The organism is Labrenzia sp. THAF191a, assembly GCF_009363335.1.
Lineage (GTDB): Bacteria > Pseudomonadota > Alphaproteobacteria > Rhizobiales > Stappiaceae > Roseibium > Roseibium algicola.
Map to the genome: position 1 here is coordinate 384,047 of NZ_CP045333.1, position 18,889 is coordinate 402,935.

The window sequence follows — 18,889 nt, forward strand, 5'->3', positions numbered from 1 at the left end:
CGCACCGGCACAGACCTTTTCCGCGGGAAGAGGACACTCAAGGCAACGGTGAAAGAGCAGCTTGGTTCCAAGCTTTCTTTCAAGCCACTATAACCAGCTTTGAGGGGCGATCATCAAAAAATGCTGCGCCGCGCAAAGTCTTCTACCAATTGATGATTACGAAACTCAGGCCACCTGGCCGGCGGCATGACCGGACGCCCAGGCCCACTGGAAATTGAAGCCGCCGAGATGGCCGGTGACATCGACCACCTCACCGATGAAATAGAGACCCGGCACCTTCGTGCTTTCCATGGTCTTGGAGGAGAGTTCCTTCGTGTCCACGCCACCAAGCGTGACTTCCGCCGTGCGGTAGCCTTCGGTGCCGACCGGCGTCAGCTGCCAGCGGTTCAACTGTTCTGCCGCCCGGCGCAGGACCTTGTCCGACTGGTCGGCCAGACGACCTTTCAGGGCAAACACCTGCGAAAGTTCGTCAGCCAACCGGTTGGGCAGCAATCCGCCGAGTGCTGTCTTCAGGTCCTGTTTCGGGTTCTCCTGCCGGGCTTGCCGCAGGGCTTCGAAGACGTCGGCCTCAGGAGACAGGTTCACCGAGATGGGTTTGCCTTCCTGCCAGTAGGACGAAATCTGCAGCACCGACGGCCCGGACAGACCCCGATGCGTGAAGAGCAGGCCTTCGCGAAAGGACGTCTTCTGGAACGAAACGACCGCATCCACCGAAACACCGGCAAGCCGGCCGCACAGTTCCTTGTTGGTATCGGAAAAGGTCAGCGGCACCAGCGCCGCGCGTGGGGCAATCACGTTGTGGCCGAAGCGCTTGGCCAGATCATAGCCGAAGCCGGTCGCGCCCATCTTGGGGATCGACGGTCCGCCGGTCGCCACAACAAGCGATGCCGCCCGCAACGGCCCCTTGGACGTTGACACGGAAAACCGGTCGTCGGGTTTTTCAATCGCCTTGATGTCCGTTTCCAGCTGTAAGGTGCCCCCGGCCGCTTCCAGCTCGGCCAGCAGCATCCGGATGATGTCCTTGGCGCTATTGTCGCAGAAGAGCTGGCCGAGTGTCTTCTCGTGCCAGGAAATGCGGTGCTTTTCGACCAGTTTCAGGAAGTCCTGCTGGGTATAGCGCTTCAGCGCCGACACACAGAACCTCGGGTTCCGGGAGAGAAAATTAGCCGGCGAACAATGAATGTTCGTGAAGTTGCAGCGCCCCCCGCCGGAAATGCGGATTTTCTCCGCCGGGTTTTTGGCATGGTCAATCACGAGCACCTTGCGCCCGCGCTTTGCCGCCTCAATCGCACACATCAGCCCCGCGGCACCGCCACCAAGCACAAGAACATCCAGATCACGCATGGCGGGGTGTATAGCGGGAATTTCGGGAGGGGGTAAGGGAGATGTGAGCTTGTTTTCTCTGCCCCTCCGTCTTTCCGGACAAGCGCAGCCAATGCTGCGCGCCGATCCGGAAGCCAGCGCGTAATCGTGAGCATGAGCGAACTCTTGTTTGACAGAAAAGGAAGCAGCCGCGCTTTCAGCGCGGAATAAGTCTGGTTTCCGGATCTGCGTTCGGCTTTGCCTCACTTGTCCGGAAAGACCAAGGCTGCGGTTGCCGCGGGCTCCAAACAGAAAAACCGGCGGCCCTTTCAGGTCGCCGGTCTCTTAAAAACGCTTCTTGCGAAGTCGCTTATTTCATTTCGGTCAGGACTTCGAAGCCATTCGCGCCGACTTCCCAAAGGGCGTAGGTGCCCGGGACGTCGCCCTTTTCATCGAAGTTGTGGTCGCCGGCTGCGCCCTTGTAGTCGATGGCCGTGCCGGCTGCGATCAGTTCCTTGGCCTTCTTCCACTCGCCCGGACGGATCGCTTCGCCTTCGCCGTTGGAGATTTCGGCCATTGCCGCTGCAACGTCTTCCTTCTTGCCGCCAGCCTTTTCGACCGCCAGTGCCAGCAGGAACGCAGCGTCATAGGACGTGGTGGCAAAGATCGCATCCGGATCGCCGCCAATGCCCTTGAAGGCTTCGTTGAAGATGTCGAGGGATTCGGACTGTTCGCCAACCGGCGAGGACGAAACGAACGTCGCCAGGTTTTCGGCACCCAGTTCGTTGATGACCGCTTCGGACTTCATGCCGTCGCCGCCGACGAACTTGTCGAAGAAGCCGTTTTCGAGAGCCTGACGCAGGATGGTGAGGCCGGTGCCGTCGCCGTAGTCGAAAATCACCAGCGTGTCCGCGCCGCCCTTGGCGAGTTCGGCAAGGTTGGAACGGTAGGAGGCCTTGCCTTCCTCATGCGCTGCGAACTGCGTAATCTCACCGCTGAGTTCATCGACGAATTCCGCCTTGAACGCATTGGCAAGACCGGTGCCGTAGTCGTTGTTGAGGTAAGCGACGGCGACCTTCTCGTAGCCCTGCTCCTTCAGGGTACGTGCCAGTGCACGGCCCTGATAGTCGTCGGAAGGCACAGTGCGGAATACGGTGCCCTTGTCGTCGAGGGTGGAGATTTCCGGCGAGGTGCCGGACGGCGTGATCATGGTGATACCAGCCGGAATGGTGACGGAACCGGCAGCAGCCAGAACCGCGCCCGAGCAATGCGGACCGACGACGCCGATGACGCCTTCGATGTTCACGGCCTTGGTTGCGGCATCAGTGCCGTTCTGCGGATTGCAGGCGCTGTCGCCGACAACACCAACCAGCTTTTCGCCATCGCCGATGCCGCCCTGCTCGTTGACCTGCTGAAAGGCCAGCTGTGCGGCGTCGATCATGGCCGGAGCCATGGCTGCGATCGGGCCGGAAATGCCACCGAGCAAGCCGATCTTGACATCGGCCTTTGCCGGCACGGATGCCAGCGCGGTTGCGGTCATCAGACCGGCTGCAAGCGCGAGAATCTTGGTTTTCATCAAAGTACCTCCTCATTATTCCGGTCTTCGCCGGGACTTTGGATTTTCGAGGCTCCGCCTCCCGATACCGGGAAGCTAGCCTGAGGAACGGATCTAAGTGTGATCCGCACCAGATCTTGTTGCACGCCGGTCGCCTCTAAGAGGTTCCGGCAGCAGGCCTTCCGGCCGGAAGCGCAGCACCAGCTGCAGCATCAGGCCGATCAGGAACAGGCGAATATATTTGGCCTGGATCGCATATTCCGTCGGCAGGCGGTCAGTTGCGATTTCCGACATCGACCAGATGATCCAGACCACCGCAGCTCCCAGAATGGCGCCGCGGTTGTTGCCGGAGCCTCCAAGGATCAGCATGATCCAGACCAGGAAGGTCGCGACCATCGGGTCGATGGCTTCCGGGGTGATCGAGCGGTTGAAATGCGCGAACAGCGCGCCGCCCAACCCCATCAGGGCCGAGCCGAAAATGAAGGCCTGCAGGCGGCGGAACTCGACATCCTTGCCCATGGCCTTGGCCGCGCCTTCATTATCGCGGATGGCGCGCATCATGCGGCCCCAGGGCGCGTTGAACTGCCGTTCGACCAGCAGGTAAGCCGCAATCAGAACGACAATGACAATGGCAAGATAGGCTGCCTGAGACGCCATGTAGGCGCTTTCCTGCGCCAGCGACGGAAACTCCGCCGCCGGGCGCGGAATGCCGGAAATACCGCGGGCGCCATTGGTCAGCACCGGTTCGGACTTGACCACAAGGCGAATGATTTCCGCAATCCCGATGGAGGCAATCGCCAGATAGTCGGAGCGGAACCGCAGACAGATCTTGCCGATGGGCCAGGCCACCAGAGCTGCGGCAAGCATCGCCCCGATCCAGCCGACGAAGAACGGCATGTCAAAGCCGCCGATACGGCCGTCGGCATGTTCCGTGGTCAGGATCGCGGACGTATAGGCGCCAACTGCGAAGAACCCGGCAATGCCGGCGTTGAACAGACCGGCAAAGCCCCACTGGATGTTGAGCCCCAGCGCCAGCAGCGCATAGATGCCGATGAAGATCGCCATGAAGAGGGCGTAGTTGAGAAGACCGAGATATTCCATTTTCTCTCCCTCCCCTTATAGCACTTTGCCTTTGAGCAGCCCGGTTGGGCGCACAAGCAGCATGAACAACAGGATGGCGAAGGCCATTGCGGCCTTGTATTCGCTCGGGATCACCAGAACCGACAACTCCTCGGCAATGCCGACGATCAACCCGCCAAGCACGGCCCCCTCGATCCGGCCGACCCCGCCCAGGATGGCGGCAGCGAACATCGGCAGCAGCATCTGCCAGCCCATCAGCGATTTCAGCTCCGTGTTGAGGCCGAGGAACACACCGGAGGCGGCACACAGACCGCCTGCGATCACCCAGGTCAGCATCACGACCTTCTTGTTGTCGATTCCAGAGAGCAAAGCCAGATTGGGGTTGTCCGACATGGCGCGCATGGCCTTGCCCCACTTGGAGCGGGTCAGGAACAGCTGCAATCCACCGACAAGCGCGAACATGGCGATCACCGTCAGGATTTCGCGGTCTCGTATGCGCAGGCCGAAATAATTTTCCGGACGGACGATACCGCGGGAATAGGTTTCCGTATCGACACCCCAGACCACCTGCACCACGGCGCGGATCATCAACGCTATGCCGAGCGAGGCCATCACGGTGACGATTTTCGGTCGCTCGCGCAGATGTTCATAGAACACCTTGTCGATGCCGACGGCAACGGCGGCGGTCGCGATGATGGCGATCGGCAGGGCCAGAAGCGGCGAGACGCCAAGACCGGTGACAACCGCCAGCGCAATGAAGGCACCAAGCGTCGCCAGGTCACCATGCGCCAGATGGGCATAGCGCAGGATGGCGAAGATCAGCGTGATGCCAACGGCGCCAAGCGCATAGATCGAGCCGAGCACGATGCCCGGAATGACGTAGAAATTGATGAGCTCAAGAAAATCCATACCGCTCAGCCCCCCAGGAACATTTCAGCGACTTCACGGTCGGCCAAGAGGTCGGCACCACTACCTTCGTGGCGGTTCTTGCCGGCGGCCAGGACATAGCCCCGGTCGGCAAAGGCAAGCGCCTGCTTGGCGTGCTGCTCCACAAGGAGAATGGCGACACCTGTGTCGCGCACGTCCCGGCAGATCTGGAAGATCTGTTCCATGTATTTGGGCGAAAGCCCGGCGGTCGGTTCATCGAGAAGCAGAAGCTTCGGATCGAGCATCAGCGCCCGGCCCATCGCCACCATCTGCCGCTGCCCGCCCGACAGGGACCCTGCAAGCGTCTTGTGGCGTTCCTTCAGGTCCGGAAACAGGGTGTAGACCCGGTCATAGGCAGCGCTGAGGTCACCCTTTTTCAGGAAGCCGCCCATCTCCAGATTCTCGTGGATCGACATCTCGCGAAAAATGTTGTCGACCTGCGGGACGTAGCAGATGCCGCGCTGGACGATGCGGTTGGGAGCCCAACTGGTGATGTCGTCGCCGTCGAACAGCATGCGGCCGCCGCGGATGGTCAGGAGACCGAAAACGGATTTCATGGCCGTGGACTTGCCGGCACCATTCGGGCCGACGATAACGACGATCTCGTCCGCATCCACATGCATGGAGACGTCCTGAAGGATGTCGGCGTCACCATAGCCTCCGGTGATGCCGTCCATGGAAAGAAGCGCAGTCATGCGGCATCTCCCGTGGTTTCGCCCAGATAGGCTTCCAGCACCTGAGGATTGGACCGCACGGTCTGGAAATCGCCCTGGATCAACACCCTTCCCTCGGCCATGCACACAACGGGATCGCAGAGTTTCTCGATCATTTCCATGTCATGTTCGATCAGGATGAACGTGTAGCCACGCTCCTTGTTCAGGATCTCGATCTTGGTCTCGAGCTTGCGCAGCAGGGTGCGATTGACGCCTGCCGCCGGTTCGTCGAGCAGCACAAGTCTGGCATCTGTCATCATGGTGCGGCCCAGTTCCAGAAGCTTCTTCTGGCCACCGGAAAGGTTGCCGGCCGGCTCGTGCGCCACGTGGGTCAGCTCCAGGAACGCCAGGGTCTCATAGGCCTTTTTCTCGACCTCGGCCTCGGCAGCCTTCACCCGCCCCCAGGCGAGCCAATTGGAAAACAGGCTTTCGCCCGGCTGAGACGGCGGCACCATCATCAGGTTTTCCAGCGCCGTCAGCTTGTGAAATTCATGCGGGATCTGGAATGTCCGCACCAGTCCCTTGTGAAACAGCTCATGGCTGGCCAGGCTGGTGACGTCCTCGCCCAGAAACCGGATGTGTCCGCTTGTCGGTTGCAGTGCCCCTGCGATCAGGTTGAAAAGCGTCGTCTTGCCAGCCCCGTTCGGGCCGATCAATCCGGTGATACTGCCTTCCTCGACGCGGAACGAGCAGCCATTCACCGCCCGGAATCCGCTGAAATCCATAACGAGCTGATCAAGCTCCAGCATTCACGCTCCTTGCCGCTCCCAACGGTCAGTCTTTTTCTTATTCCGGCCGCGCTTTCCCGTTTCCCGGGATTAGCGGAGCGGGCGCAAAATGGCCCGAACCGGCGCGGCGTCCAGCCCTTCTAACTTCATTGGCAGCGCAATCAACTCATAATCACCGGGTTCCACCGCAGAAAGAGCAAGATTTTCCAGAATCAGCATGTCACGGGAACGGGCGATCCCGTGACTGGGCAGGGTTTCAGAAGGATCCGGGTCGACGGAGGGCACATCCACGCCGATCAACTTGACACCGGCGTCCGCCAGCAGGCTCATGGTTTCCGGTGCCAGAGCCCTGTAGCCTGCCGGCCAGACCGTGACGTCTCGTTCTTCGGCAAGCCGCACAAGCACTCGGGGCGGGCAGCCTTCAAGGAACGCTTCCAGCTCTCCGGGCTGGCAAAGCGGACCGGCACCGCGTGCATCGATCAACCGGGCCGGGCCGACGAAATCATGCAGATCAAGCTGATCGATCGTCAGACCGTCCGGGTCGTAGTGCAGGGGTGCATCGGCATGGGCACCGCAATGGCTCGACATGGAAAACTCGCCGACATTCACCGGACAGTCCTCTGAGATCGTAGCCGTCCAGGAGCTGCGATAAGGCGCGTCGCCGGGATAGACCGCTATACCCGGCCGCACGGGCGGTGTGATGTCGAAAAGATCCGTCATCTTGAAATATCCTGCTGAAGGGCAATTGCCGCGTTTCAGACAGCTTGAAACAACCATGGCCGGCAAGTGTTGTAAAGCTGAGCAGACACGCCGGCGACAGGCAGTCAGCTGTCGCAAAACCAGCGCGATACGGCCATTTGCAAGCGGGGAAAGCTCAAATCCGGCATCCAAGGTGTCGCACAACAATCTGTTGGCGTTTGATGCAAGTTTTATCTAACGGCACTATTCTAAATTCAGAAACTGAAAGTATCACCAGATCTCGTTAAGTTTGTCAGCGGTTTTCCCGATTTTAAATTGAATGATATATTCACGTTCCTTACACTTCTGCAAAGTTGCGAATTTGCGTTGCCAGACACGAACTGGCGGCTTCGTCCGTCATGATTTTTGATTTCGAATGCGTTCATCCCGGAGAACGACCCTGTCACATATGTCCGATCTTTCCCAGACGCAGCGGGCAACCGAAAAAAGGAAAGCGTCCCTGTCTTTTACACTCGATGACGGCAGGGTGGATCAGGAGCTGATCTTTTCGATTTACGATCGTCTCGACACCGGTATCTGGATTTTCGATTTCGACGAAAAATGCATTGTGTGGGCCAATCGCAAGGCGCTTGAGATTACCGATGCCGAATCGCTGGAAGAGCTGCGGGCACGCGACATGGGCTCGGACATGTCCCATTCGGTGGAACAGCGCCTGCGGCAGTACCAGCAGGATTTCACCAAGCATGACGTGAGCTTTTCGGAGATCTGGACACTCTATCCGAATGGCAAGGCTCAGGTCCTGCAGGTTGTCATGAGCGGCATCCGGCTGAATGACGGTCGCATGGCGCTGCTGTGCGAAGGCCGTCCGCATCACGAGCAACAGCCGGAAACGCTCCGAAGCGCCGAAGCGCTGATGCACACCACGGTGATGATCTCGCTGTTCTCCGAAGACGGACAACCTCTTTACCGCAACACGGCCGCGAGGGCAGCCTGCACCGATCTCGCGTGCACCTTGTGGGATCATTTCATCGATCAGGTTCTCGCCAAGAACGTGATGGGCGTCCTCACGGAGAAAGCCACGACCAAGTTCGTGGCGGAGGTCCGGACGAGCGACGGCCTGCGCTGGCACGAAATCACCATACGCCGCTGCCACGACGCCGTAACAGGAAAGCCTGCCTTTCTGCTGAGCGAGATCGATGTCACGGAGCTTCACCAGACCAAGGAACGCGCCCAGTATCTTGCAAGCCATGATGCGCTGACAGGGCTGTCGAACCGGACCTATCTGAAGGAACGCCTGTCGCATGTGAGGCAGACTGCGAAGGACAACAACCTGATCGCAACGCTGTATCTCGTGGATCTGGACGACTTCAAGATGGTCAACGACACGCTTGGCCATGCTGCAGGCGACCATCTTCTGCAGCTTGTTGCATCCAAGCTGAAGGATCTGGCCGGAAACAACGACATCGTCGCCCGTCTTGGCGGCGACGAATTTCTGATCTGCCACCTGTCCTCGCCCGAAAGCCCGCGACCGGACTGGTTCGGACAGGCGCTGCTGCAGGCCTTTACCAGTCCGCATCTGATTGAGGGCAAGCCTCGTCATGTCGGACTGAGCATCGGCTATGCCCATTATCCGGCCGACGGTACGGACATCGACCAGCTCATGCGTCATGCGGACCTTGCGCTTTATCAGGCCAAGTCGGAGCGGAAGAATAAATGCGTCCGCTACAAGGAATTCATGCGCAAACTCCGGGACAAGCACATGTCCCTGAAAAAGGATCTCGAACGGGCAATCCGCGAGAATGAATTCCTGCTGTATTACCAGCCGATTGCCTGTACGCGCACCCAGCGTGTTGTCGGCGCCGAGGCCCTGCTTCGCTGGCAGCACCCCGAAAAAGGCCTGGTCAGTCCCGACGACTTCGTGCCGGTTGCCGAAGAAACGGGCCTCATCAACGAGATCGGCACCTGGGTCAGCCGGAATGTTGCCTACATGCAGTCCGGGCTCAAGCTGCTGAACGTTTCCGTACCGCTGTCGATGAACGTCTCACCCAAGCAGCTTTCGGACCCCACCTTTGTTGCACGCATGCAGAGCCTGCCGAAGGAAACCGGCTGCAATGCGAACGACATCTCGCTGGAAATCACCGAAAGCGTTCTGCTTGGCGATATTCCGCATGCCTACGAATCCCTGACGAAGCTGAAAGCCGCAGGCTACCGGATCGTTATCGACGATTTCGGCACCGGCTATTCCAACCTGGCCTATCTGCACAACTATCCGATCGACGGTATCAAGATCGACCGGATGTTCATGAACGACATCGCCACCGGCGGCGCCATCGTGAAGCTGATCCTGTCGCTGGCATCAGCGCTTGATGCCAGCGTTGTCGCCGAAGGCGTGGAAACCGTTGAACAGCGGGCCTGGCTGTCTGAAAACGGCTGCAACCGTTTCCAGGGCTTCCTCTATTCCAAACCGGTGCCCGAAGAGCAGTTTATCGACATGCTGCAGGCCCAGGTTCGCGTCGCGGCTATGTGACCTTGGCGCGGGTCTTGAACTCCGGCCGGTTCCAGCTTTCCGTATCCAGAATATCCTTCAGGATCTCAACCGCATCGACAATGTCCTGATGCGACAGGTACAGCGGCGTGAAGCCGAAGCGCATCACGTCAGGTGCCCGGAAATCACCGATCACGCCGCGGTCGATCAGCGCCTGCATGACGGCGTAACCTTCCTTGAAGCGGAACGAGACCTGGCTGCCGCGGGCATTCGGATCCCGCGGGCTGGCCAGTTCCAGTTGCGGGCACTTGGCCTCGACTTCAGCGATGAACAACTCGCTGAGTGAAACGGACTTGCGGCGGATGTCCGCCATGTCGACGTCCTCGAAGACATCAAGGGCCGCATGAAGGCTCGAAAGCGCAAGAATGGCGGGCGTGCCGACCGTCATCCGGCTGATGCCGGAAACCGGCCTGTAGTCGAGATCGAACGCGAAGGGGGCCTCATGTCCCATCCAGCCGGTCAGCGGCGAGGTGACCTTGTCCTGGTGCTCGGGGGCGACATACAGAAATGCCGGAGCACCCGGGCCGCCATTCAGATACTTGTATCCGCAACCAACGGCAAAATCCGCTCCAGCGCCGTGAAGATCGACCGGGATCGCACCGGCGGAGTGGGCAAGGTCCCATATTGCCAGGGCACCTGCTTCATGTGCCGCGCGGGTGATGTCCGCCATGTCATGAACCCGGCCGGTACGGTAGTCGACCTGCGTCAGCATCACCACCGCGACGTCTTCACCAATGGCGTCCTTCACCGATTCCGGATCGACAACCTTCAGTTCATGACCCTTGTCGAGCAATTGCTTCAGGCCCGAGGCGACATAAAGATCGGTCGGGAAATTGCCGTTGTCGGAAAGAATGACCTTGCGCTCCGGCCGCAGCGCCAGCGCCGCAGAAAGGACCTTGAACACATTGACAGAGGTGCTGTCGCAGGCGACGACCGTTCCGGCTGGTGCGCCGATCAACTTGCCGATGCGGTCGCCCGTGCGGGCGGGAAGGTCGATCCAGCTGTGGGTGTTCCAGGCCCGGATCAGGCTGTTGCCCCATTCCTCGTTGATTACCTGCGCAATGCGGGCAGGCACGTGTTTCGGCAGCACACCAAGCGAATTGCCATCCAGATAGATGACCCCGTCCGGGATCTGAAACGCCTGTTTTTTGGAAGCCAGAACATCTGCCGTGTCGGCCGGGTGCTGCGAGGTCATGAGTAGCTCTTGTGTCGGATAGTTGCATTTGAAAGGAAGCGGCACGCTATCAAAGGGGCATTTCGCAAACAACTGTTTCCGCGAACCGTTTGATCCGGTTCTAACCCGCACGGGAAAACGTCTGTTTCAGCCGCATGTCGCAAATAACACAAAAATGCCCGTTTGAATGGAGGACATCCGGGCGCTATCTGTTAGCGTGACCTCAAAGCGCCGGCAGGGCCGGTGCATCTGACATATGCGGTTCAAGAGATGTTCATCAGCGTCTTCGACATTTTCAAAATCGGCATCGGGCCGTCCAGTTCTCACACGGTTGGCCCGATGGTTGCCGTTCACCGTTATCTTGACCGGGTGCGGGGCCTGTCCGGCGCGGAAAACCGCGCGACGCGGCTGACCGTCACCCTGCATGGCTCGCTTGCCTTCACCGGCAAGGGCCACGCCACGGACAAGGCCGTGTGTCTCGGCCTGCTGGGAGCCAGGCCCGATTCCATCGATCCGGACAAGGTCGACCCGATGCTGGAAGAGCTGGAGCAGACCAAGAAACTCAAGATAGACGGCCTGCCGGAGCTGCATTTCGAACCGTCCCGGGATGTCATCTTCGACTATGGCCCTCCACTGGCGCTGCACGCCAATGGCATGACCTTCCATCTGCTGGATGCTGCCGGCGCCGTCATCGACACCTTTGTCTATTATTCCATCGGCGGTGGTTTCGTGGTCAGCGAATCCGAATTGCGCAAGACCAGCAACGAACCGGTCAACGAGCTTGCCAAGCAGGATGTGCCATTTCCCTTTGCCAACGCCAAACAGATGCTTGAGATGGGCCGGGAAGCGGAGCTTTCCATTGCAGAGATGAAGCTGCGCAACGAATGCAGCGACAAACCCCAGGCTGAAGTGGAAGAAGGCATCGACCGTCTTTGGTCTGCCATGGATTCGTGCATCAACCGCGGCATTTCCCAGACCGGCATTCTGCCCGGCGGCCTGAAGGTGAAACGCCGTGCCGCAGATATCTACCAGAAGCTCATTCGTGAAGGCCGTACGAACCCGCCTTTCGAGCACAACGTGGTCGACTGGCTCGGCGTTTACGCTATGGCCGTCAACGAGGAAAACGCTGCCGGGGGCCGTGTCGTCACGGCACCGACCAATGGTGCTGCCGGGGTCATTCCGGCCGTGACCCGCTATTACCTCGATCACTGCCCCGGCGCGGACCAGGCCGGCATCAGGACCTTCCTGCTGACGGCGGCTGCCGTTGGCGGCATCATCAAGGCCAACGCCTCGATCTCCGGTGCCGAAGTTGGCTGTCAGGGAGAAGTCGGCTCGGCCTCTGCCATGGCGGCTGCCGGTTTGTGCGCGGCGCTTGGCGGCACCAACGAGCAGATCGAGAATGCGGCGGAAATCGCCCTGGAACACCACCTCGGCATGACCTGCGATCCGATTGCAGGCCTGGTTCAGGTCCCTTGCATCGAGCGTAATGCCCTTGGTGCGGTCAAGGCTGTCACGGCGGCCTCTCTGGCGCTTCGCGGCGACGGTTCGCATTTCGTGCCGCTGGACGGCTGCATCGAGACCATGCGCCAGACCGGCATGGACATGATGGAGCAGTACAAGGAAACCTCGAAGGGCGGGCTGGCCGTCAATATCGTGGAATGCTGATCCGCCTTTTCCCGCCCGGCGTAAGCTGAACATCCCCGGCGGCCAGAACCTGCGCCGCCGGCTCTCTCTTTCAAGGGGCCGACATGGCGCTTTACATCACCCCGCTTTTCGCGGGCCTGCTGACGCTGCTTTACATTTTCCTGAGTGTTCGGGTGATCGGCGTACGCAAGAGCGAACGCATCGGCCTCGGCGATGGCGGCCATGGCGGTTTGCAAAGACGCATGCGCGCCCACGGCAACTTTGCAGAATATACCCCGCTGGGGCTGATACTCATGTTGCTTCTGGAGCTGACGGGCGCCACGCCCTGGCTGCTCTGGGCTCTTGGGGTCGGTCTTTTCACCGGCCGGGCCCTGCACGCCTACAGCGTCAGCCAGGAACCGGAGCCGCTCAGGTTCCGGATTGCAGGCATGGCCCTGACATTCACCGTTCTGGTTGTCGCGGCACTGATGTTGTTAACGCGCTCGGCAAACGGTCTGCTGACCGGCTGATCAGATCTGCTGCAACCGGGTCTTGTGTGCGTGCGCAATGTGAAGTCGGGCAGCGGCTTCTGCTGCGGCACAGTCGCCCCGTGAAATCGCGTCAACGATTGCGGCATGTTCCTCGACCGCCGTTTCGCGCCGTTCCGGCGTATCCAACGTCGTGCCCGCCATCAGGATGAGCGACAGGCGCAGGTGGTCGATCTGGTCGACCAGATAGCGATTGTGAGAAGCCAGGCACAAGCGGCGGTGAAACTCCCGGTTCGAGCGCACCAGGCTGTCCTTGTCCGCAATGCGCTTGCGATCGGCGCTGACCAGATCCTGCAGGATCTCCACTTCCGGCTTTGACGCATGCTTGGCGGCAAGTCCGGCGGCCGTTCCTTCCAGAACTTCCCGCATGAAGTAGACTTCGTTGATCTGGCCATGATCAAGGGTTGGCACCACCATGCCACGGTTGGGCTCGTGCACGGCGAGGCCCTGTGCCTCAAGCCGTTTCAGGCCTTCGCGGATCGGCGTTCTGGAGACGCCGAATTCTTCCGCCAGGTCTGCCTCGCGCAATCGGTCTCCGGGTTTCAAGACCCGCTCTTCAATAAGGCCGATCAGCCGGTGGTAGATTTCAGATCCGTTCATGATGTCTGGTTAGCGGCAAGCTGGGGTTCGCGCAAGCAATTGCAGCTTTCGGGTCGCTTGACCTTCCGAAACAATGTCTTCCGGAAGAGAAGCGTTTTTGCGATTACCGGGAGAAGCGCCTCGCTACGCACGCTCAGGTGCCGGGCGTAAACAGTTTGCCGCCGACAACCGGTTGGCGGACACCGGTCGTGCCTGGAAAGGTGGTTGGCAGACCGGCCTGCAAACGCGCGCCCAGGAATGCCATTGCCTGGGCTTCCAGGGCATCGCCGTCGATCCGGTAGTCGTCCGCCGACACGACATCTCCCGCAAGAAGGTTCGCCAAGGCTTTCATCAGAACCGGATTGTGCCGACCGCCGCCGCAGACCAGCCAGAGCCGAGGAACCCGCGGCAAAAGCTTTTCCGCGCTGGCAATGGCGGCTGCCGTGAAGGCGAGCAAGGTGGCAGCGCCATCCTCCAGGCCAAGACCTTCGGCAAATTCGCCGGAGAAACTGTACCGGTCGAGGGACTTCGGACCCGGCTCGGACAGGAACGGATGGGTGAGCGCTGCCTGAAGACGATCTTCATCGACCGTGCCCTTTGCCGCGATCGCCCCACCCGCGTCATAGTCGCCGGCACCGTGCTTGCGGACCCAGTCGTCCAGGAAGGCATTGCCCGGTCCGATATCGAACGCCAGCAGCTTGTCGCCTTCAATATAGGTAAGATTGGAAACTCCACCGATATTGAGGAAACACAAGGGCTCCTTGTCTTCGCCAACCAGTGTCTTGGCGAGCGCCTGGTGATAGACCGGCACCAAAGGGGCTCCCTGCCCGCCTGCCACCATATCTGCCAGGCGAACGTCGCCGATCACCGGAACATTGAGATCCGTTGCAAGAGACTGCGGATCACCCAGCTGGACCGTTTCGCCCTTGGCCGGATCGTGCCAGACCGTTTGGCCGTGAAAAACCACGGCATCCGGCGCGAGACCGTGCGTTGCCAGAAACCCCAGGATCGCCTCGGCATGGTCGCGCGTTACCGCGGCGGCGATTTCCGGCCAGTCGTCGCGTCCCGTTCCCTTGCGCGCAGCGGCTTCCAGCACCCGGCGCTTTGTCTCGGGCCGGTAGCTTGCCGTTTCTGCAGGGCCGAACCGGGCAACCGTCCGGCCGTCGGTTTCGATCCACGCCAGATCGATACCGTCGGCCGAAGTGCCCGAGATTGTTCCAAGGATGGAGTAGTGATCGCTCACAGGCTTTCCTGAACTGCCTTGAGACCGGCTTCTGCGATGTCGAACAGCTCGTTCACCTGGGCTTCGGTAATGATCAGCGGCGGACAGAAGGCCATGGCGTCCAGCATGTTGCGCGAAATCAGGCCCTTGTCGTTGAACATTGCATTGGTTTTCGCGCCGAGTGCGCCGGGCGTTGCCGCAAGCGCCTCATGCGACAGTTCCGCGGCACCGATCAGCCCGATGCCGCGCGTCTCGATTACCAGCGGATTTTCCGCAAGACCGGCAAGGCGTTTCTGGAAGGTCGGTGCGATGGCTCTGACATGACCAACCAGATCGCGCTCCTCGATGATCTTCAGGTTTTCAAGCGCGACAGCTGCTGCAACCGGGTGCCCGCTGCCGGTGTAACCATGACCAAGTACGCCGATCTTGTGGCTTTCGTCCGCGATCGGCTGATAGACCTTATCGTTGATCAGAAGCGCGGAGATCGGCTGGTAGGACGACGACAAAGCCTTGGAGAGGGTCATCATGTCCGGCTGCAGATTGTAGGTTTCCGTGCCGAACATGTTGCCGGTCCGGCCAAATCCGCAGATCACCTCATCGGCGACGAAGAGAATGTCATATTTCTTCAGAACCGGCTGAACTGCTTCCCAGTATCCGTCCGGCGGCACGACCACGCCGCCGGCGCCCATCACCGGCTCGGCAAAGAAGGCCGCGATCGTTTCAGGGCCTTCGGCCAGGATCAGGTCTTCCAGGTCCTGCGCACAGCGCTTAGCGAAATCCGCCTCGCTTTCACCGTCCTTTTTCATGGTCCGGTAGTGCGGGCAGGTGGTGTGCAGGATCTGCGGCAGCGGCAGGTCGAACGAGCGGTGGTTGTTGGGCAGGCCCGTGAGACTGGCCGAGGCGATGGTAACACCGTGGTAACCGCGCACGCGCGAAATGATCTTCTTGCGCTCCGGCTGGCCAAGCGCATTCGACCGGTACCAGATCAGCTTGATTGCCGTGTCGTTGGCCTCAGACCCGGAGTTGGTAAAATAGGCCTTCGACATCGGCACGGGTGCCATCTCGACCAGCTTTTCCGCCAGCTCGATCGACGGTCCATGGCTCTTGTAGGTGAAGGTGTGGTAGTAAGGCAGCTTCTCCATCTGCCGGGCAGCCGCATCGACCAGGCGCTTTTCACCGAAGCCGACGGCAACGCTCCAGAGACCGGCCATGCCTTCGATGTAACGCTTGCCGTTGATATCCTCCACATAGATGCCTTCGCCCTTCTCGATCACCAATGCGCCTGTCTCTTCCTGACGGCGGGCGTCTGCGTAGGAATGGAGCTGGAATGCCGTGTCGCGGGCTTCAAGGGAATTCGGCAGCTGTGCCATGAAGGGTCTCGTCTCAAATGCGGTTGGAAAGATCCGGCCGCAGGCGACTCAATGGTTCCTGCGCGGTGGAGCACACGGTAGGCCATAGCCTGACAAAATTGAAGAGATTGCTTGGGACGATTTTTCCTGCAAACGAGCCTCGAAAGGCCGGAGCCACGTGCGAGGCATTGCACGTCGTGATCTTTGGCTGAAGACCGTTTTGCCTGTGAGGGCCGTCACATGTCTCCGGGGGCCAGACGGGCTACTTACATCTTGTCCGCAGAAACGGACACACCACTGGCCGGAGCAACCCTCAAGCAGATGGCCGGTGGGGCAAACGGGCGGAGGCAGAAAGCTTCCGCCCGTCCGCTTTTCGGCCAACCCGGGATCGCCTAGCGCACATTCAGTTTGTCGCAGAAAGCGCGCGCCGCTCCGGCATGGCTTCGTCCGCTGTCCATAGCGCAACTTCGAGCTCCTGCACGCGCCCCCTGATTGCGACAGCTTCCCTGCGTGGCGGCATTCCCAACATCTCACCACCAGCCTCGGCAGCGTTCGTCAGGGCGGTGGAAAGGACGATCGAAGCGCCACGTGACTTGCCGACCTCCATCAGCCTGCTGGCAACATTCACGCAGTCGCCGGTTGCCGCGATCTGCTGCTGGTTCTCATGCCCCAGACGCGACAGCACCACCGGACCGAAATGGCCGCCAAGGCGTACGTCGCGAATTTCGGCATCGAGCCCGGAGGCAAGGATCCAGCCACGTACGGCAACGACGAGATCAAAGGCACAGCGACAGGAGTCAGCGGCATCCTTTGGTCCGGCGTCCGGAATACCGAATCCGATCATCGCGCCGTCACCCATGAAGTCCAGTACCAGCCCCTTGTTGCGCGCGGCCTCATTGACGACCAGCGTATGGAATGCCTTCAGAACATCCCGGGTTCGGGCAGGACCCAGCTTTTCCGAAAGGGCGGTGTATCCGGCCAGATCAATGAACAGGATCGCAACCGGCTGCTCCCGCGGGACCAGCAGAAAGCCGGGATCATCGGCAATACGCCGGGCAAGATCCGGCGCCTGAAACCGGCTGAGAGCCTCACGGGCCGCCACCAGCCGGCGTACCCTGAACCACTCGAAGCCTTCCCTCAGCACCGCAAGCGCGACAACCGGCGGCACGCTTGCCGCAATCGGCAATGCCGCGTTGAGCCAGATGCCCTGGTTGAAACAGATGACGACGACGGTCATCCAGCCCAGCAATAGCAGCAGATAAACGATGGTTGCGCTGGCCAGCGGCAGAAACACGACAACGGCCATGCCCAGCAACGTAATGGAGACGGCAGCGAGTGCATCGAAGCTGCGGACCCGGCTGTCGCGTAGCAGAACCGATCCGTCCAGGAGGTTGGCAATTCCCGTCGACAGGACTTCCACCCCAGGCAGGATAGGGTCGAACGGAGACGAAAACCGGTCGCCGACAGCCGAAGCGGTGACACCAAGAAGCACCAGACGACCGCCAAGAGCAGCCTTGGCGGCTGCGGCATCCAGAAGAAGCGATTGCGCGCTGACGGTTCTGATGGTGCCGCCCTTGCCATAATAGTTCAGTGGCTGCTGCCACTGCAGGTCCAGCGACTGCACTCGCCCGGAAATCCGGATGCCTTCCGCAGTGACCGATGGAGGCGCACCCAGGAACCTGGCAACAGCCAGCATGCCAAATGAGGGAGCCAGCCCCTGGTCGGTCTTGAAAATAAGAGGAATATGACGCGGCGTGCCGCCGGCATCGGTCGAGACATTGACGAGGCCGACGCTGGCTGCTTCCGCGAAGGCTTCAAACGGGCGCAACTCGGTTTCGGGAGCCGGCACCAGTACCGCCGCAGCCCTTTCAAGCGGGAACTGGCCACCGGCCGCAATCACCGTAGGCAGAGAAGCAAGCGCCGTCGCAAGGCCGGCGTCTGCTGCCTCGTTCGATTTTCCCATCAGCAGAATGTCGATGGCCAGGGCCTTGGCGCCTGCGTCCCGTATCCGGCCGACCAGCTCGGTCAGAAACACCCTGTCGACCGGATAGTGACCGGCTGCGGCCACCGTCTGATCGTCGATGGCCACGATCACCACATCCTGCGGCGCTTCGCGCGGTCCCTTGATATGGATACGAAGATCGAGAAGCACCGTTTCCAGCCGGTCAAGCACGCTTGCCCGTCCGGCAACATGGCCCAACGCCAGGGAGCCTGCCCAGACGGCCCCGACGATCATCGCCAGGACCACGAGACAGACGTAGAGCTTCAGTTTCATTGACCGAAACGGGACATAAGCCCTGCGGCCCTTTCCGCTGACCATGTGGCCGGTGCGAAGGGAAGGCCCGGGGCAACGTCCGCTCCTTCACCGGCTGCGAGCAGCACCGTATCGCTGCCATCCGGCCGGGACACCGACACGTGACCGCGCAAAACGAAGACTGACGTGCGCTCCGGCCCGACATCCACTGCGTAGATCGTGCCACGAACGGCGGCAATGGCGTGAGGGGTTCGCACCTGGAACGGGCCACTGCCCGGCTCGACCTCGATCAGCATCGCATCGGTTTCGAGATCGACGTCTTCCGGGCGCGTGGCGCCTGCGGCGGTGTCGATGTTGAAAGCACTGGCTGCTTCTGCTTCGATCACGAGACCGTTCGCGCACTGAAACACAGTCCTGGGCGGATCCTGGACCTGTGTGCGTTCGCAGCCGTTCACATTTTGCGCCATGGCCGTTGAGGAAGCTGCGAGCATCAACCCGATCAGGGTTCCGGCCAATTTCAATCGTCTTGTTGACATTGCAATCCCGATAGGCTTGTCAATTTTAGGTAAGGCATCGCCGTGAGATACCACC

16 protein-coding genes are annotated in these 18,889 nt (G+C 60.4%); 3 read left to right on the forward strand and 13 right to left on the reverse strand.

Translation table 11 applies throughout. The features are described 5' to 3' along the window. Nucleotides 1-165: 165 nt before the first annotated feature. The 7 genes from FIV05_RS01770 to kynB form a co-directional block, all read right to left on the reverse strand. Nucleotides 166-1,344 carry an NAD(P)/FAD-dependent oxidoreductase gene (locus FIV05_RS01770; protein ID WP_152508470.1) on the reverse strand — a complete coding sequence of 393 codons (1,179 nt, stop codon included), beginning with the start codon at nt 1,342-1,344 and terminating at the stop codon, nt 166-168. A gap of 328 nt (nt 1,345-1,672) precedes the next feature. Continuing rightward, nucleotides 1,673-2,878, reverse strand: coding sequence for an ABC transporter substrate-binding protein (locus tag FIV05_RS01775; protein ID WP_152508471.1), 1,206 nt, complete (start codon nt 2,876-2,878; stop codon nt 1,673-1,675). A gap of 93 nt (nt 2,879-2,971) precedes the next feature. Beyond that, entirely contained in the window at nt 2,972-3,958 is a 987-nt protein-coding gene (locus FIV05_RS01780; RefSeq protein ID WP_023002229.1) for a branched-chain amino acid ABC transporter permease, read from the reverse strand. A 15-nt stretch (nt 3,959-3,973) separates the two neighbouring features. After that, nucleotides 3,974-4,846: a branched-chain amino acid ABC transporter permease gene (locus tag FIV05_RS01785; protein WP_152508472.1), complete on the reverse strand. Its 873-nt coding sequence runs from the start codon at nt 4,844-4,846 to the stop codon at nt 3,974-3,976. A 5-nt stretch (nt 4,847-4,851) separates the two neighbouring features. Continuing rightward, nucleotides 4,852-5,559 carry an ABC transporter ATP-binding protein gene (locus FIV05_RS01790; protein WP_152508473.1) on the reverse strand — a complete coding sequence of 236 codons (708 nt, stop codon included), beginning with the start codon at nt 5,557-5,559 and terminating at the stop codon, nt 4,852-4,854. Then, entirely contained in the window at nt 5,556-6,326 is a 771-nt protein-coding gene (locus FIV05_RS01795) for an ABC transporter ATP-binding protein (protein WP_152508474.1), read from the reverse strand. The genes FIV05_RS01790 and FIV05_RS01795 overlap by 4 nt, the downstream gene beginning before the upstream one ends. Before the next feature lie 69 nt (nt 6,327-6,395). Beyond that, a complete protein-coding gene (gene kynB, locus FIV05_RS01800; protein WP_152508475.1) occupies nt 6,396-7,025 on the reverse strand; it encodes an arylformamidase in 630 nt (209 codons plus the stop codon). 427 nt (nt 7,026-7,452) lie between these two features. Here kynB and FIV05_RS01805 point away from each other — a divergent pair, with 427 nt between their 5' ends. Continuing rightward, nucleotides 7,453-9,531, forward strand: coding sequence for a bifunctional diguanylate cyclase/phosphodiesterase (locus tag FIV05_RS01805; RefSeq protein WP_152508476.1), 2,079 nt, complete (start codon nt 7,453-7,455; stop codon nt 9,529-9,531). On the opposite strand, the gene kynU is transcribed toward FIV05_RS01805, so the two are convergent. After that, nucleotides 9,524-10,744, reverse strand: a complete 1,221-nt coding sequence (gene kynU, locus FIV05_RS01810) for a kynureninase (protein ID WP_152508477.1) — start codon at nt 10,742-10,744, stop codon at nt 9,524-9,526. The genes FIV05_RS01805 and kynU overlap by 8 nt on opposite strands. 249 nt (nt 10,745-10,993) lie before the next feature. Here kynU and FIV05_RS01815 point away from each other — a divergent pair, with 249 nt between their 5' ends. Both FIV05_RS01815 and FIV05_RS01820 read left to right on the forward strand, forming a co-directional pair. After that, on the forward strand, nt 10,994-12,388 hold the full coding sequence (locus tag FIV05_RS01815; protein ID WP_152508478.1) for an L-serine ammonia-lyase: 1,395 nt from the start codon (nt 10,994-10,996) through the stop codon (nt 12,386-12,388). Between the two features lie 83 nt (nt 12,389-12,471). Next, nucleotides 12,472-12,876, forward strand: a complete 405-nt coding sequence (locus tag FIV05_RS01820) for an MAPEG family protein (RefSeq protein ID WP_023002237.1) — start codon at nt 12,472-12,474, stop codon at nt 12,874-12,876. Here the strand turns inward: FIV05_RS01820 and FIV05_RS01825 are convergent, their stop codons facing one another. The 5 genes from FIV05_RS01825 to FIV05_RS01845 form a co-directional block, all read right to left on the reverse strand. Then, entirely contained in the window at nt 12,877-13,494 is a 618-nt protein-coding gene (locus tag FIV05_RS01825; RefSeq protein WP_023002238.1) for a GntR family transcriptional regulator, read from the reverse strand. A 133-nt stretch (nt 13,495-13,627) separates the two neighbouring features. Beyond that, the gene (locus FIV05_RS01830; protein ID WP_152508479.1) at nt 13,628-14,716 is read right to left on the reverse strand and encodes an anhydro-N-acetylmuramic acid kinase; all 1,089 of its coding nucleotides are present in this window, start codon (nt 14,714-14,716) and stop codon (nt 13,628-13,630) included. Continuing rightward, nucleotides 14,713-16,065 (reverse strand): aspartate aminotransferase family protein, encoded by a 1,353-nt coding sequence (locus FIV05_RS01835; protein ID WP_152508480.1) that lies wholly within the window; start codon nt 16,063-16,065, stop codon nt 14,713-14,715. Before FIV05_RS01835 ends, FIV05_RS01830 begins: the two co-directional genes overlap by 4 nt. 382 nt (nt 16,066-16,447) lie before the next feature. After that, a complete protein-coding gene (locus FIV05_RS01840; RefSeq protein ID WP_152508481.1) occupies nt 16,448-18,319 on the reverse strand; it encodes an adenylate/guanylate cyclase domain-containing protein in 1,872 nt (623 codons plus the stop codon). After that, nucleotides 18,316-18,813 (reverse strand): FecR family protein, encoded by a 498-nt coding sequence (locus FIV05_RS01845; protein ID WP_055657536.1) that lies wholly within the window; start codon nt 18,811-18,813, stop codon nt 18,316-18,318. Before FIV05_RS01845 ends, FIV05_RS01840 begins: the two co-directional genes overlap by 4 nt. Nucleotides 18,814-18,889: the final 76 nt, after the last annotated feature.

Coding starts and splice junctions, on each gene's coding strand:
- FIV05_RS01790 (WP_152508473.1), bottom strand. CDS start 5,559: ATGACTGCGCTTCTTTCCATGGACGGCATCACCGGAGGCTATGGTGAC.
- FIV05_RS01775 (WP_152508471.1), bottom strand. CDS start 2,878: ATGAAAACCAAGATTCTCGCGCTTGCAGCCGGTCTGATGACCGCAACC.
- FIV05_RS01805 (WP_152508476.1), top strand. CDS start 7,453: ATGTCCGATCTTTCCCAGACGCAGCGGGCAACCGAAAAAAGGAAAGCG.
- FIV05_RS01785 (WP_152508472.1), bottom strand. CDS start 4,846: ATGGATTTTCTTGAGCTCATCAATTTCTACGTCATTCCGGGCATCGTG.
- FIV05_RS01820 (WP_023002237.1), top strand. CDS start 12,472: ATGGCGCTTTACATCACCCCGCTTTTCGCGGGCCTGCTGACGCTGCTT.
- kynB (WP_152508475.1), bottom strand. CDS start 7,025: ATGACGGATCTTTTCGACATCACACCGCCCGTGCGGCCGGGTATAGCG.
- FIV05_RS01780 (WP_023002229.1), bottom strand. CDS start 3,958: ATGGAATATCTCGGTCTTCTCAACTACGCCCTCTTCATGGCGATCTTC.
- FIV05_RS01835 (WP_152508480.1), bottom strand. CDS start 16,065: ATGGCACAGCTGCCGAATTCCCTTGAAGCCCGCGACACGGCATTCCAG.
- FIV05_RS01825 (WP_023002238.1), bottom strand. CDS start 13,494: ATGAACGGATCTGAAATCTACCACCGGCTGATCGGCCTTATTGAAGAG.
- FIV05_RS01770 (WP_152508470.1), bottom strand. CDS start 1,344: ATGCGTGATCTGGATGTTCTTGTGCTTGGTGGCGGTGCCGCGGGGCTG.
- kynU (WP_152508477.1), bottom strand. CDS start 10,744: ATGACCTCGCAGCACCCGGCCGACACGGCAGATGTTCTGGCTTCCAAA.
- FIV05_RS01840 (WP_152508481.1), bottom strand. CDS start 18,319: ATGAAACTGAAGCTCTACGTCTGTCTCGTGGTCCTGGCGATGATCGTC.
- FIV05_RS01795 (WP_152508474.1), bottom strand. CDS start 6,326: ATGCTGGAGCTTGATCAGCTCGTTATGGATTTCAGCGGATTCCGGGCG.
- FIV05_RS01815 (WP_152508478.1), top strand. CDS start 10,994: ATGTTCATCAGCGTCTTCGACATTTTCAAAATCGGCATCGGGCCGTCC.